The organism is Flavobacterium anhuiense (assembly GCF_900101855.1).
In the GTDB taxonomy this organism is placed as follows: Bacteria; Bacteroidota; Bacteroidia; order Flavobacteriales; family Flavobacteriaceae; genus Flavobacterium; species Flavobacterium anhuiense.
Window position 1 is genome coordinate 401116 of record NZ_FMVC01000001.1, and the last position, 15532, is coordinate 416647.

The window sequence follows — 15532 nt, forward strand, 5'->3', positions numbered from 1 at the left end:
CACATTTTCTAATTGACACATTAATATTATGACAACAGAAGAAATAACAAGCAATGTTTTATTGGCCTTAGATGAGATAAGACCATTCTTAAAATCTGACGGTGGAGATATTTCATTAATCTCTATTGAAGATGACAAACATGTAAAAGTTCGTTTGGAAGGAGCTTGCATTAGCTGCAGCGTTAATCAAATGACCCTAAAAGCGGGTGTTGAAACTACAATAAAAAAATATGCTCCGCAGATCGAAACTGTGGTAAATGTAATGTAACAAAACATCTTCTTTTTATAAGAATTGAACCTTTAAAGTTTAACAAGAATAATAAGTGTTTTGTTGTTTGATTAAGAAAATGATAATATAACACTAAAAAAAAGACGTTTTTTGTCACATTCATAAAAAACAACGCAAAGATTTAAGAGTTTCAGTTAAGGAATTGTTACATTTTTAACTTAAATTTGTCACAAAACCCTTAAAATCTTAAATTATGAAAAACTATTACGCTCTTTTTTTCTTATTGTTTTTTGTTTCTGTAGATTATGCCCAAAGTAAGAATGTTGTGGTTGACAAGGCTTGGGTAAGTGAATCTGAAGAATGGTCGGATTTTCAATATTCAGGTAAGATTGTTTTTTCAATCAATCCAAATGAAGAACCTGGAACATTACGAATCGGAAACTATGACTTCTTGTATGACTTTGTTGAAGGCAAAGCCAAATTTACGGTTAAAACAACTTATAGTTCAGCCGAATTCTCGCATCCGAGAAAAATTTCTGCTTCAACAGACAAACAAGGTGTTTTAAATACGACTTACGAAGGAACATTAGTTTTTCAATCCGACAGAGATTACTATTCTGTAATTGCAGTAGTTACAATTCTTGAAAAAAATGATAATGTTCTTGGTGTAAAAATGCGCTTAAAGGACAATAATAGAAAAGAATACGCATTTAGTACTAAACCTACTAGCTAATATAAATTAGGATTTTTTCACGTTATAAAATCCTGCCAAAAAATTCCAATAATTAAAATGGATGTATTAATAAAGATTAAAGATCGAGAAGGAGTTGTACACGAATTACAAGCTCCAACCGATATGGCAATGAATATAATGGAGTTATGCAAAGCATACGAACTTCCTGTTGAAGGAACCTGCGGAGGAATGGCCATGTGCGCTTCTTGCCAGTGTTACGTTCTAAATGATGTTGCATTGCCAGAAATGGGTGACGATGAAGAAGCCATGCTTTCAGAAGCATTTTATGTGAAGTCTAATAGCCGTTTAGGCTGTCAGATTCCAATTACTGAAGATTTAGAAGGATTGGAGTTAGAGTTGGCACCAGAATACTAAAAAAACAAATTTACAATACTATAAATTCCAAATTCTAAAGCATCTTCTGCTTGGAATTTGGAATTTTTTTAATTGGAATTTAACAGACCACTTGGATCAAAAGGCTCAAATTCTCTTTCAGAAAAAGCTTCTGTTAAGATTCCAGAGGAACACAGCCAAGAAATGGTTTCTTCCAATGTATTTCCTGCTTTATAAATCATTTCGCTATATCTAGGCAGAATATAATATTGATTATTTAGAAATATAATTTCATCGCCATCAAAAGTATCTCCAATTCGGATCGATTTCAGCACTTCTTCCTTGGTTAAAACTTCTTTTCCTTCATCCCAAAACCAATATTCAGTAATACGGTTTCTCCATTCTTCCAAGGTTAAAACAATAGTTTCAGGAAGATAAATCCGTACATAAGTACCTCCAAGAATACCGCTTCCATATTTTTGAACATACTCTTTATAATCTTCATCAAAAGTTATGTTTAATGTTTTCTCGCAAGCCAGTATATCTTCTTCATCGGCTGTAAAAAGATCTGTTTTGTTGGTGTTATAATTAGGGATTATTTTATAGTTATCGAAATTCATAGAGTTTAAATTTTAACCGCTAAGTTACCTATTTATTAAAACTATTTCTCACAAAAAAACCGTAATTACATTGCTGCAATTACGGTTTTTCCTTTATAACAATTTAATTTAATCTCCCGATTATACCAAACCTGCTTTAATTAAGTATTCAGCGATTTGGATGGTGTTTGTTGCAGCTCCTTTTCTTAAATTGTCAGCAACAATCCACATGTTTAAAGTATTTGGCTGGCTTTCGTCACGACGAATTCTTCCAACAAACACCTCATTTTTACCTTCTGCATATAATGGCATTGGATAAGTAAAAGTATCTAAATTATCTTGAACCACAACTCCATCTGTATGGTGCAGAATTTCACGAACTTCATTTACATCAAAATCATTTGTAAACTCAACGTTCACAGCCTCACTGTGTCCGCCTACAACTGGCACACGAACTGCAGTAGCTGTAACTCTGATGGTATTATCACCTAAGATTTTTTGAGTTTCGCGAACTAATTTCATTTCCTCTTTAGTGTACCCGTTTTCTTCAAAACTGTCGCAGTGTGGAATTGCATTTCTGTGGATTGGATATTTGTAAGCCATATCTCCCTGAATTCCTGCGTACTCGTTTTCTAATTGTTTAACTGCTTTTACACCAGTTCCTGTAATAGATTGGTAAGTAGAAACGATAATTCTTTTAATGTTGTATTTTTTGTGCAAAGGAGCCAAAGTCATTACCATTTGAATAGTAGAACAGTTTGGGTTTGCAATAATTTTATCTTCTTTAGTTAAAACATCAGCATTGATTTCTGGAACTACCAATTTTTTAGTAGGATCCATTCTCCATGCAGAAGAGTTGTCGATAACAGTTGTTCCGGCAGCAGCAAATTTAGGAGCCCATTCTAATGATGTATCTCCTCCAGCAGAGAAAACAGCGATATCCGCTTTCATATCAACAGCCGTTTGTAATCCTACTACTTTATATTTGGTTCCTTTGTATTCGATTTCTTTTCCTACTGATCTTTCTGATGCAACAGGAATTAATTCTGTAACAGGAAAATTTCTTTCTGCTAAAACTTTAAGCATTACTTCGCCTACCATTCCAGTAGCGCCTACAACTGCAATTCTCATTTTTATATTTTTAAATAATCAATTAATCTAATTTGTAACGCAAAAGTAAGTATAATAAAAGTCATGACAAGGTGATTCACAAAAAATAACAAAATGTTTAATTTGTAACATTTTGTAAAAAAACCGCCTCTTTAGAAGGCGGTTAAGTTAGACTTAGTGTAGCGGTATTATATTTTTTATTTATTTTTCAATAAATCTCTAATCTCTGTAAGCAATTCTTCTTGGGTTGGTGCAGCAGGCTGATTAGGTGCTGGCTCCTCTTTCTTTTTAAGACTGTTTAGTGCTTTAATAATCAAGAACAAAACAAAAGCAACAATGATAAAGTTAATTACTGCTGAAAGAAACATACCGTATTTAACTCCTCCGAAAGCAGTTAAATCTTCAATTTTTGACAAATGAGCTGCATCTAAAGCAGGTTTTAATACCAGCGGCGTAATTACATCCTCAATAAATGAGCTTACAATTTTACCAAAAGCCGCTCCAATAATTACTGCAACAGCAAGATCAACTACGTTGCCTTTCATTGCAAATGCCTTAAATTCTGAAAAAAATCCCATATCTGATTTGTTTAGTTTTTAATAAATGAATATCGAAAATACGCAATTTTATTGAAAAAAACACATTCGGCATCCTCTTTTGAACCATATAAGTTATAATAGAAATTATAAGCGTCACGCAATTGAAATGCATAGTACGCTAAAAAAAGAAGTACATTTGGACAAAGATGGACTTATATATCTTATATGGTCTAAATACTATTATCTAAAAAATACCCTCTTAACGCGTTGCGAAATACTCGTCATGATCTCATATGGAATTGTTTTTAAGGCTACAGCCATCTCTATCACAGTCGGACTTTCGCCAAAAATAATTACCGAATCGCCTTCTTTGCAATCTATATGACTTACATTAACCATCAGCATATCCATGCAGACACTGCCTACAATTTTTGCTTTTTGATTTTTAATAGTTACATACCCAACTTCATTTCCCCATAATCTCGAAATTCCATCTGCGTAACCAATTGGGATCGTCGCAATTTTGGTTTCTCGGTCTGCCATAAAACGACGTCCGTAACCTACGCTGTCGCCTGCAGGAATGGTCCTAATTTGAGAAATTATAGATTTCAGAGTTCCAACATTTTCCAAATATTTCTGTTCTGCAGGATCGTTTGAAACACCATACAAACCAATCCCTAAACGAACCATACTGTATTGTGCATCAGGAAAATTGCTAATTCCCGAAGTATTCAAAATATGTCGAATTGGATTGATATTTAATTCTGATATCAATTTTGAAGAAAGTTTTTCGAACAAAGCAATCTGCTGTCTCACAAAATCAAAATGTTTTGGTTCGTCACTTGTCGCCAAATGCGATAAAATACTCTGAACACGAACTGTCGAATTGCCTTTTAAAGTCGCAATCAACTCATCGATTGTATTATTTTCAAAACCTAAACGATGCATTCCCGTATCCATTTTGATATGAATGGGATAATCTTTTAAATTCTTTTCACGAGCAATTTTTAAAAAGGCATTCAGTCCTTTCAAGCTATAAATTTCAGGTTCTAGCTGATACTGAATCATAGATGGAAAACTCGTCGATTCTGGATTCAAAACCATAATTGGCACTTTTATGCCGCCATTTTTTAGTGATATTCCTTCGTCGGCGAAAGCCACACCCAAATAATCAACTTTATGATGCTCCAAAAGTTTAGCAATTTCTAAACCTCCATTTCCGTAGCCAAATGCTTTTACCATAACCATCATTTTGATACCTGGTGCCAATTTCGATTTATAGTAATTAAAATTATGGCTGATGGCATCTAAATTTATCTCTAGAATGGTTTCATGGGTTTTCTCTTCTAGCAACGAAACGATTTCTTCAAATTCAAAAGATCTTGCTCCTTTTATTAAAATCGTTTCATTGTGAAAATTAAAATCATCGATTGCAGCAATAAAATTGCTTGTGTTTTCAAACATAGTACTATTTGGAAACTTAGCTGCAAAAGAAGATATTGTTGGTCCAATACCAATTATACGATTAATTTTATTGTCTGAAATTAACTGAGCTACTTTAGAATATAATTCTTCATTTGTAAACCCGCTCTGAAAAATATCTGATAGAATGACTGTTTTTGAAGCTCCTTTTTTCTTCTGGCTTTCCAAGAAATCTAAAGCAATTTTAAGCGACTGAAAATCGGAACTGTAACTATCGTCAATAATACTGCAATTATTAATTCCGTTTTTCACTTCCAAACGCATTCGAATTGGGTACAGCATCTGGATTCGACTTTGGATTGTCTCCTGATCGTAATTAAGATGCAGTAAAACCAATAAACATGAAATTGTATTTTCTATAGAAGCTGAATCGTTAAACGGAACTTCTAAATTGAAAGTTTCATTTTGATAATGATATTGAATAAAAGTATGGTCGTTTTTATATTCTCGTTTTTCAATAAAAACATCAGCTTTTTTATCTGTAAAACTCCATGAAAAAAGCTTTCGCGGATGAATCATATATTCTGCGGCAAACTGAGTCAGACATGATTCTACAACCTCTGTTTTTTGATAAATAATGATCGGACAGTCTTTAAACAAAAGCAATTTTTCATCAATCTTTTGTACTAAATTCAAAAAGCCTTCATCATGCGCACTTCCAATATTGGTGAGTACACCTATTGTGGGTTTAATGATTTTCTCCAGTTTAACCATTTCATTAACTGTCGAAATTCCAGCTTCGAAAATGCCTAAATTATGTTTTTCATTAATTCCAATTACCGAAAGAGGAACACCAACTTGAGAATTATAACTTTTTGGACTTCTAATAATATTATAGTCAGGACTTAATAAAAAATTAAGCCATTCTTTTACAATGGTCTTACCGTTGCTTCCTGTTAATCCAATAACCGGAAAATGGAAAAGACTTCTGTAATAGGCTGCAAATCCCTGAAGTGCAAGAAGCGTATTTTCGACCACCAAAAAATTAGCTTTATCAGCGTAACCCTCTGGAATATATTGAACAACAAAATTCCGAACATTGTTTTCTATTAAATCGGGAATAAAAGAATGAGCATCGTTATTAACACCGGCCAGAGCAAAAAATAAGGTTTGCGATCCGTTTTGAAGCGAACGGCTGTCAATTGAAATATGATCTATTAAAATAGCAGCATTTGAGCCAGTCCATTTGGCATTTAACACTGAAATCAGGCTTTTTATATTTATGCTCATTTAGAAATTTCTTTTTTTCAAATTTAAAAAAGGTTTGCCACTAATTTCCCAAATTTTCACTAATTATTCTATTTGCATCTTTCTTAAAACTATGGCTACAGATTAAAGGATTTTGTAAATGAATTGCTAAAATTTGTGTAATTCGTGGCAGAAAACATTTATTGAGTATATTTGTTTTTACACCACAAATTTCCATGTTTTGAAAAAAGTACTTCCCATATTCTCCTATATATTACATCCGATTTTTATATCGCTATACGCTACTTTGTTTTACTTATTTTATAAAGACGATATTTTTAGTGCGCAGGAAAAATATTTCGTTTTAATACAGATTTTGGTCATTAATGTAATTGTTCCTGTCTTATTTTATTTATTGTTAAAATCGACTGGCCATGTAAAATCAATAATGTTGAGTCAGACTTCAGAACGAACGATTCCGCTCATTTTGCAGTGTTTTTTATATATTTTGCTCGTAAAAAGAAGTATCGTAATAACGCGTTATCCTGAGCTTCATTTCTTTTTTCTTGCCGCTTTATTCAGCACTATTTTAGCATTGGTGTGTGTGCTTTTTAAGACAAAAGCAAGTTTGCACATGGTGGCTATCTCAGGATTAACGATTTTTATTATCGGATTAAATATTCATCTTCAGCTGCATAATCCGTATTGGCCAGCTTTGCTTATTTTATTGTCAGGGATTGTGGCTTCATCGCGTTTAGAAATGAATGCTCATACTTCAAGAGAAATACTAATCGGATTGTTTATTGGAATAATGCCACAGCTTTTATTTTTATATCTATGGTTATAAAATATAAAAAATAAGTCCCGCGTTTAAGGTTTTCATATTTATCTTTTCGCCATTCAAAGTCGTTGCTGACTTAAACAATGGACTTAAACCATAATACACATACAAATTCCAAGTATTGTATCCTGCAGCAAGATAGGGTCCGTACTGAAATTTATTAATATCAGCATTATTGTTGATTTTATATGTTTTTTCACCATCATCAAGAGTAGATGCGCTCGAAAAAATATAACTCAGTTTTACGCCGCCATAAATACGCCAGAACTTAGTGCTTTCATAAGTAGAATTACGCCATCTAAACTCAATTGGAAGATCTACAGAATATTGTCTATACCGATTAGAAACAAATTCGCCATAATCGTTAACTCCATATATTATAGATCCCGAACCGTCCTCGGAAATGGTCAGATTTTGATAATAATTTTGATAACTTAAACCTAAACCCGCAGCGATAGCAACGGTTCTGGATTTATTAACGGGCATATCACGCAAGAAACCTCCTGAAAGTCCAAGAGAAAATTTATTCTGCTTAAAATTGATTGGAATATCGGTAAACATATTATAGGTAACCGAAAAATAAAATTGGTCTTCTCGATACAGAGAGTCTATTTTTATAACTGGTTTTATCTCAGGTTTAACTTCTTCTTGTGCAAAAGAGTTAAAAAAAGTGAGTAAAAATAAGCTGCTAAAAATAATTCGCATATCGTGGTCTGGTTTTTTTAAAGAGATAATTATAAACAAACGTTTTTATACGCCCATTTATTTCACATACAAATATAATATAATGCTTTCTGCAGTAACGATACAAAGTAAAAATATTCTCATTTTGACTGCGAATAAAATTAATTGCTGCATTATTTTCAATAAATCCATTCTCTGAAATAAAAAATTAATCAATTTTGTTTTTATCTTTTATACCTTTGCAGAGTATGAAGAAAAAGCAACTCATATTAAGTCTATCATTTGCTGTAACGATATTGTTCTCGATATTGTTTCAGTCGATACACAGTTATGAGCATATCGTAAAACAACTTTCAGAAAAACAATGTCATCATAATTACAATGATCCGAGCGGAGAAATAACGCATCAGCATCATGATTATGACGTTTGTTTTGTTTGCCATTTTGCGTTTGAATCTTTTATTCTTCCGCAAAATTTCTCTTTTGAATTTCATGCATTTGATAAAGAAACGCCTTATTTCTTCCCATTTTCAGAGAAGATTTTTTCTATTTCAAACACTTCGTATTTCTTACGAGGGCCACCTGCCGCTATAGTTTCTTAAGTTTCGATTATTCGAAAAAATTACATTTCTTTTAATTCAAATTCAAAAAACATTGAGTTTCCTAATCCTATTTTATCAATTAGGATCAGAATGCTTTATTGTTCGTTTTTGGTTTCCATTCGAAGAAAAAAATCCATTTAACTATAGCATCATTTTCAAATGAAAAAATTTATAATTGCCCTTATTTTAGGGTTTTCGGGCGTACTGACTGCTCAAAATTCGGTTTCAGGAACTGTAACCGATAATCAAAATAATCCATTGCCAGGAGTTTCTGTTTATGCTCCAGAATTACATAAAGGGACAACGACAGATGCAAACGGAAAATACGAATTGAATAATCTTCCAAACGGAAGCCTTCGCATTGCTTTTACATATGTTGGATATGCGAATCAAAATAAAACTATTGCAAAATTGCTTAAGCAAAACACATTAGACATTACTCTTGAAGAGTCTATTTTAGAAATGGATGAAGTAGTGGTTTCGACTCCTTTTAACAAACTGCAATCGCAAAACGTAATGAAAATTGAGCACGAAAGCATTAAAACATTGCAGCAGAAAGGAACTTCAACTTTGATTGAAGGTTTGGCGACAATTCCGGGAGTTTCTCAGATTTCAACGGGAACTTCTATCGGAAAACCTGTAATTCGCGGATTAAGTGGTAATCGTGTTTTAGTGTATTCACAAGGTGTTCGTATCGAAAATCAACAGTTTGGAGACGAGCATGGTTTAGGTTTAAATGATGCGGGAATTGAAAGTGTTGAAGTTATCAAAGGCCCTGCTTCTTTATTATACGGTTCTGATGCATTAGGTGGAGTTTTGTATTTTAACCCTGAAAAGTTTGCTGACGCTGGCGATTTTAAAGCTAATTTCAGTCAAAAATATTTTACCAATACACAAGGGAGCAATTCTTCTATTGGATTAAAAACTTCTACTGATAACTGGAAATTCTTAGCTAGAGGAAGCTACAACACACATTCTGATTACAAAATTTCAGGTGGCGATCGCGTTACAAACTCTCGTTATAACGAAACTGATTTTAAGACTGGAATCGGTTACAGTAATTCAAGTTTTTCAAGTGTTTTAAGATACAACTACAACAAACTGGATATTGGAATTCCTGAAGACGGAATTGCAGAACAATCTTCAAGCAAAGACACTCAATTTCCGCGACAGGGGATTTTCAATCATTTATTGAGTTTAAACAATGTAATCTTTTTTGAAAATTCAAAACTGGATGTTGATTTAGGATATATTGCTAATGACAGAAGCGAATTTGAAGACAGCAATGAAGCTTCTCTACATATGAAATTGAATACTTTCAACTATAACGCAAAATATCATTTTCCTAAGTTTGGAAAAATTGAAACTATTCTGGGAGTTCAGGGAATGCATCAGACCAATAAAAATTCTGGTGAAGAATACTTAATTCCAGACGCCACAACCAATGATTTTGGAGTTTTTGGAACTGCAAATTACGAATGGGACAACAGCGTTATTCAAGCAGGATTGCGTTTTGACAACCGAAACATTACTTCGATCGCTCACGGAATCGAAGGTGAAGAAGGATATTTCCAAGCTTTAGACCGATCTTTTGACAGTTTTAATGCTTCTTTGGGGTATAAAACCAAACTTGCAGAACCTTTAACTTTCCGTTTGAATGTTGCGACAGGATTTAGAGCTCCAAACTTAGCTGAATTAACTTCAAATGGTGTTCATGAAGGAACAAACCGTTACGAAATTGGAAATGCAAATCTGAAAACAGAACAAAACGCTCAGACCGATTTAAACTTAGAATACAAAAACTCACACTTTGAATTTTTCGTAAACGGATTTTACAATCACGTAAACAACTACATCTATACTTCGCCAACTGGAGAAGTTCTAGATGACAATGACGTTTTTGCATACGTTCAAGATAATGCTCAATTGTATGGTGGTGAAGTAGGTCTGCATTTTCACCCGCATCCGTTAGATTGGCTGCATTTTGAAACTAGTTTTGAAACCGTTACTGGTAAAAAAGAAAACAAAGATTATCTGCCTCTAATTCCTGCAAACAATTGGAATAATACTTTGAGAACTGAATTTAACATCAAAAACTGGCTAAGCGAAGGTTTTGCTTCGTTAAATGTTTCTTCAACTTTTAGCCAAGATAATGTAAGTGGTTTCGAAACGGCTTCTAAAGGGTATACTTTGGTAAATTTAGGTTTTGGCGGAACCGTTAAACTAGGAAAAACAGCTTTTGATATTAACTTAAACGGAAACAATTTATTTGATAAAAAATATATTGCGCACCTTTCTAGATTAAAAACAGACGGTATTCCGAACATTGGAAGAAATATCGTTTTGGGCGTAAATTTCAATTTATAAGATTTTGTTTAACCGCAAAGAACGCAAGGAAAAACGCATAGAACGCAAAAGCTTTTATAAACTCTGCGAACTTTGCGAAAAACTCTTTGTGTTCTTTGCGGTTAATAACACAACAATCTCACAGAAAGTGCTATTTTTGTTACAACAGATAAAAACTAACTATGAAAAAAACATTTTTATTAATGGCAATTACAACCGCTGGAATTTCGTTTGGACAAGGCAAAATGCAATATCCGCAAACTAAAAAAGGAGAAACTGTTGATGTTTACTTTGACACCAAAGTAAGCGATCCGTACCGTTGGTTAGAAGATGATAAATCTGCCGAAACCGGTGCTTGGGTAAAAGCTCAAAATGAAGTTACTTATGCTTATTTAGATAAAATTCCGTTTCGTGAAGAACTTAAAAAACGAATGGAAAAACTTTGGAACTACGAAAAAATTGGAGCTCCATTCAAAGAAGGAAAATTTACTTATTACTCTAAAAACAACGGACTTCAAAATCAATCTGTTGTTTATAGAAAAGATGAAAGCGGAAAAGAAGAGATTTTCTTAGATCCGAATACTTTCTCTAAAGATGGAACCACTTCTCTTGGCGGACTTGATTTTTCTGAAGATGGAAGCAAAGCTGCTTATGCAATCTCTGAAGGAGGAAGCGACTGGAGAAAAGTTATCATCATTGATGCACTTTCTAAGAAAGTTTTAGAAGATACTTTGGTTGATATAAAATTCAGCGGTATCTCTTGGCACGGAAATGAAGGTTTTTACTATTCTAGTTATGACAAACCAAAAGGAAGTGAATTATCTGCTAAAACAGATCAGCACAAATTATATTTCCACAAACTAGGAACTTCTCAAAAAGACGACAAAGTAATTTTTGGAGCTGACAAAAAAAGAAGATATGTTGGCGGATATGTTACTGAAGATAATCGTTATTTAGTGATTACAGCTGCCAATTCTACGTACGGAAATGAATTGTACATTAAAGACTTGACTAAGGCCAACAGTCCAATCGTTACAATCGTTGACAACTTTGATAGTGACAGTGGTATCATTGACAACCAAGGAAGCAAATTGTTTATTGAAACAGATTTTAATGCTCCTAACAAACGTGTTGTAACGGTAGATGCGGCAAATCCAAAACCTGAAAACTGGAAAGATTTTATTAAAGAAACCAAAGATATTCTATCTCCATCAACTGGCGCTGGATATTTCTTTGCAAACTATACTAAAGATGCTGTTTCATTTGTACAGCAATATGATTACAATGGAAAACTAGTTCGTGAAATCAAACTTCCAGCTGTCGGAACTGCAGGTGGTTTTAGCGGAAAAAAGAACGAAAAGATTTTGTATTACAGCTTTACGAATTACACTACACCTGGAAGTATTTACTCTTTTGAACCAAAATCTGGCAAGTCTGAAATCTACCAAAAACCAAAAGTAGATTTCAAAAGCGAAGATTATGAGTCAAAACAAGTTTTCTATACTTCAAAAGACGGAACAAAAGTTCCGATGATTATTACATATAAAAAAGGGGCAAAATTAGACGGTAAAAACCCAACAATCCTTTACGGTTATGGTGGATTCAATATTAGTTTGACGCCAAGTTTCAGTATTGCTAATGCGGTTTGGATGGAAAACGGCGGAGTTTATGCAGTTGCTAACTTAAGAGGTGGCGGTGAATACGGAAAAAAATGGCACGATGCGGGTACAAAACTTCAAAAGCAAAATGTATTCGATGACTTTATCGCTGCTGCGGAGTATTTAATTGCTCAAAAATATACCTCATCTGATTATTTAGCTATTCGCGGAGGATCTAACGGTGGTTTATTAGTTGGTGCAACGATGACACAACGTCCAGATTTAATGAAAGTAGCATTGCCTGCGGTTGGAGTTATGGATATGCTTCGTTACAATGCCTTTACAGCAGGTGCAGGTTGGGCTTTTGATTACGGAACTGCTCAAGACAGCAAAGAAATGTTCGAATATTTAAAAGGATATTCTCCTGTTCATAACGTTAAAAAAGGAACTCATTATCCAGCAACAATGGTTACTACTGGAGATCATGATGATCGTGTAGTTCCTGCGCACAGTTTTAAATTCGCTTCTGAATTACAAGAAAAACAAACAGGAGAAAACCCAGTTTTAATTAGAATTGATGTAAAAGCTGGACATGGCGCAGGAAAATCTGTTGCCGCTACTATTCAAGAGAATGTAGATATTCAAGCTTTCACGCTTTACAATATGGGTTTTAAAGCTTTACCGAAAAAGTAAGGCTTTAAGCTGAAATTTTTTAAGCCACGAATTCACGAATTATTTTCTGAATATCGTGGCTTTTTATTTTATGCCACAGATTAAAAAGATTTTATGGCTTAAAAAATCTGTGAAAATCTTTTAATCTGTGGCTTTCATTTTTTTTCACGCAGATTCTGCAGATTTAGCAGATTGAATTAAAAAAGATTAGCACGCATCTGCTAAAATTATTTTAAATCTACGTGAAATTAATTCGTACAATTCGATACAGAATTTTAAACATACAGATTAAAATAAATTCGGGAATTCGTGGCTAACTTTTTTAAATAAACCTTTTTACACTAAATTTGAGAAACCTAAAACTTACACAATGGAAATTATAAAATGGGGAATTATTGGCTGCGGGAATGTGACCGAAGTAAAAAGCGGACCTGCTTTTCAGAAAGCTCCAAATTCAGCTTTAGTTGCAGTAATGCGAAGAGATGCGGCTCTTGCTGAAGATTACGCAAAACGTCATAACGTTCCGAAATGGTATTCTAACGCTGAAGATTTAATAAATGATCCAGAAGTTGATGCCGTTTATATTGCCACTCCTCCTTCTTCTCATAAAGAATATACCCTTTTATGTGCAAAAGCTGGCAAACCAGTTTATGTAGAAAAACCAATGGCTCTGACTTTTGAAGAATGCAACGAAATGATCAGCGCCTGCAAAGAACATAATGTTCCTTTGTTTGTTGCTTATTACAGAAGAGCTTTACCACGTTTTTTAAAAATAAAAGAAATTATCGATCAGGGAAAGTTAGGAACTATCAGACATGTAAACTGTGTTTTATACCATCCTTTTGAAGCACGTTATGATGACGAAATCAATCTTCCTTGGACCGTTTTACCGCATATTTCTGGTGGCGGAATCTTTGTTGATTTGGCTTGTCATACTTTAGATTTTCTTGATTTTGTTTTAGGTCCGATAAAATCAGTTCGCGGACATGCGACTTCTCAGTTACTGGCTTATCCTGCCGAAGATGCGGTTTCGATGTCATTTTTATTTGAAAATGGAATTCACGGATCTGGCATTTGGAATTTTGCGAGTTTTGAACGTTACGACAATACTGAAATTGTGGGTGACAAAGGGAAAATTTCATTCTCTACTTTCGGAAACGATCCGCTTCATATTCAATATGCAAATGGAGAAAAAGAAAGTATCACTATAGAAAACCCGCTTCACATTCAGCAGCCATTTATTGAAACTGTTATTGCTGAATTATTAGGGAATGAAGGCGCTTCTCCATCTAAAGGAACTTCTGGCGCAAGAACCACTTGGGTTATTGATCAGGTTTTGAAGGAGTTTAGAGAGAATTCGAAATAGTTCGCACTGTTTGTCATAGAAATCGAAATGACAAAAAATGAGCATAAAAAAGAGGATATTCTTTCGAATATCCTCTTTTTGTAAACTATAAACTATAAAAAAATTGGAAAATTATAGGCTGTATTTAAGTCCAAAAGTCAATCCAAGACCTGAGATACCAACGTAAGAACTAATATCGTCTGTTGCTTTTGTATTATCAAAACCTGCTGCATTCGTAACTTTACTATTCGAAGTAGTGTTAATTTGCTCTACATATTTTGTATGACTTGCAGAATAAGATGCGTCAGGACGGAAAGATGTTGGAGTATTTAATTTATCTACACCATTTTCAGTATACACTTCTGTTTCTTTAGTTTTCCCATGAACTGTAAAATTGCGGTACTCTAATTCAGCAAAAATCGAAATATGGCTGCCTAATTTATAAGATGTCCCTAATGCTGCCATAAATCCAACTGTAGGATTAGGCTTTACCACATCTTTAGTATAACTGTTAACTACTCCAGCTGGATTAGTATATGTTCTGTTTGTTTCAATTGTTAAATCTCCATGAATTGGAACAATAACCCCTACTTTTGTATAAGGCTCAAATCCATGTGTTTGACCCAAGAATAAAACCAATGCAGGAGCTACATCAAAAGCTCTAATTTTTCCTTCTGCTTTACCTGTTGCAAAAGTTGGTCCTGCAGCTACTAATCTATTTGTTGTTTCAACCATAGTTTTACTGGCACTGCTAAAATAATTAAAACCTACCTCTACTCCTAAACGTGGAGTAAAACGATATCCTGCAGTTAAACCGCTACGAAAACCTTCACCAAAAGAACCATGATTTGTTTCTCTAGAGATTAAAGTCGTACCGTCTGCTGCATAAACATCTGTATTAGGCAAGGCTCCTGAAACAGTTGGAAATTCTGTTGCAGCCGTTTGAATAAAATATGATCCTCCTAATTTAAAATACCAGCTTTCTGGTTTTTCTGCTTTTTCTGTCTGCGCCACTGTCGCCATTGAGCAAACTAATAATCCTAATAAAAATAGGTTCTTTTTCATAATTTTGATTTATTGATTAGTACAAACATAGAATATTTTAACACATTCGTACAGTTTGTAAAGTTAGACTTGGAACGAAAACGTTGTAATTTGGCGCAATATTACTAAAAAAGTATTATGCATGCATATTTTTAACACAAAAAACTAACATCTGTTTAAATTTTAA

At 33.7% G+C, this 15532-nt stretch carries 14 protein-coding genes; 8 read left to right on the plus strand and 6 right to left on the minus strand.

Annotated features, from left to right (window positions below; translation table 11 throughout):
• Positions 1-28 precede the first annotated feature (28 nt).
• The 3 genes from BLP44_RS01655 to BLP44_RS01665 all read left to right on the plus strand — a co-directional run bounded on the left by BLP44_RS01655 (position 29) and on the right by BLP44_RS01665 (position 1337).
• A complete protein-coding gene (locus BLP44_RS01655) occupies positions 29-268 on the plus strand; it encodes a NifU family protein (protein WP_008466263.1) in 240 nt (79 codons plus the stop codon).
• Between the two features lie 214 nt (positions 269-482).
• Entirely contained in the window at positions 483-962 is a 480-nt protein-coding gene (locus BLP44_RS01660) for a hypothetical protein (RefSeq protein ID WP_008466260.1), read from the plus strand.
• 57 nt (positions 963-1019) lie between these two features.
• On the plus strand, positions 1020-1337 hold the full coding sequence (locus BLP44_RS01665) for a 2Fe-2S iron-sulfur cluster-binding family protein (RefSeq protein WP_008466258.1): 318 nt from the start codon (positions 1020-1022) through the stop codon (positions 1335-1337).
• Between the two features lie 68 nt (positions 1338-1405).
• Here the strand turns inward: BLP44_RS01665 and BLP44_RS01670 are convergent, their stop codons facing one another.
• The 4 genes from BLP44_RS01670 to BLP44_RS01685 all read right to left on the minus strand — a co-directional run bounded on the left by BLP44_RS01670 (position 1406) and on the right by BLP44_RS01685 (position 6255).
• Entirely contained in the window at positions 1406-1915 is a 510-nt protein-coding gene (locus BLP44_RS01670; RefSeq protein ID WP_091128618.1) for an SMI1/KNR4 family protein, read from the minus strand.
• Between the two features lie 120 nt (positions 1916-2035).
• Positions 2036-3025 (minus strand): aspartate-semialdehyde dehydrogenase, encoded by a 990-nt coding sequence (locus BLP44_RS01675; RefSeq protein WP_008466254.1) that lies wholly within the window; start codon positions 3023-3025, stop codon positions 2036-2038.
• Between the two features lie 176 nt (positions 3026-3201).
• Positions 3202-3582, minus strand: a complete 381-nt coding sequence (mscL, locus tag BLP44_RS01680) for a large conductance mechanosensitive channel protein MscL (RefSeq protein WP_008466253.1) — start codon at positions 3580-3582, stop codon at positions 3202-3204.
• A gap of 201 nt (positions 3583-3783) precedes the next feature.
• Positions 3784-6255: a bifunctional UDP-N-acetylmuramoyl-tripeptide:D-alanyl-D-alanine ligase/alanine racemase gene (locus tag BLP44_RS01685; RefSeq protein ID WP_091128622.1), complete on the minus strand. Its 2472-nt coding sequence runs from the start codon at positions 6253-6255 to the stop codon at positions 3784-3786.
• Between the two features lie 199 nt (positions 6256-6454).
• On the opposite strand from BLP44_RS01685, the gene BLP44_RS01690 reads away from it, so the two are divergent.
• Complete coding sequence (locus BLP44_RS01690) at positions 6455-7060, plus strand: hypothetical protein (RefSeq protein WP_139159159.1); 606 nt, start codon at positions 6455-6457, stop codon at positions 7058-7060.
• On the opposite strand, the gene BLP44_RS01695 is transcribed toward BLP44_RS01690, so the two are convergent.
• Positions 7055-7759 carry a porin family protein gene (locus BLP44_RS01695; protein WP_091129775.1) on the minus strand — a complete coding sequence of 235 codons (705 nt, stop codon included), beginning with the start codon at positions 7757-7759 and terminating at the stop codon, positions 7055-7057. The two genes, BLP44_RS01690 and BLP44_RS01695, sit on opposite strands and share 6 nt — an antisense overlap.
• Before the next feature lie 227 nt (positions 7760-7986).
• Here BLP44_RS01695 and BLP44_RS01700 point away from each other — a divergent pair, with 227 nt between their 5' ends.
• From BLP44_RS01700 to BLP44_RS01715, 4 genes are all read left to right on the plus strand, one after another.
• Positions 7987-8340 carry a hypothetical protein gene (locus BLP44_RS01700; protein WP_170830205.1) on the plus strand — a complete coding sequence of 118 codons (354 nt, stop codon included), beginning with the start codon at positions 7987-7989 and terminating at the stop codon, positions 8338-8340.
• 159 nt (positions 8341-8499) lie between these two features.
• Complete coding sequence (locus BLP44_RS01705; RefSeq protein ID WP_091128628.1) at positions 8500-10707, plus strand: TonB-dependent receptor; 2208 nt, start codon at positions 8500-8502, stop codon at positions 10705-10707.
• 161 nt (positions 10708-10868) lie between these two features.
• A complete protein-coding gene (locus tag BLP44_RS01710; RefSeq protein WP_091128631.1) occupies positions 10869-12977 on the plus strand; it encodes a prolyl oligopeptidase family serine peptidase in 2109 nt (702 codons plus the stop codon).
• A gap of 349 nt (positions 12978-13326) precedes the next feature.
• A complete protein-coding gene (locus tag BLP44_RS01715; RefSeq protein ID WP_091128636.1) occupies positions 13327-14322 on the plus strand; it encodes a Gfo/Idh/MocA family protein in 996 nt (331 codons plus the stop codon).
• Positions 14323-14433: 111 nt separating this feature from the next.
• Here the strand turns inward: BLP44_RS01715 and BLP44_RS01720 are convergent, their stop codons facing one another.
• Positions 14434-15366 carry an outer membrane beta-barrel protein gene (locus tag BLP44_RS01720; RefSeq protein ID WP_008466238.1) on the minus strand — a complete coding sequence of 311 codons (933 nt, stop codon included), beginning with the start codon at positions 15364-15366 and terminating at the stop codon, positions 14434-14436.
• Positions 15367-15532 lie beyond the last annotated feature (166 nt).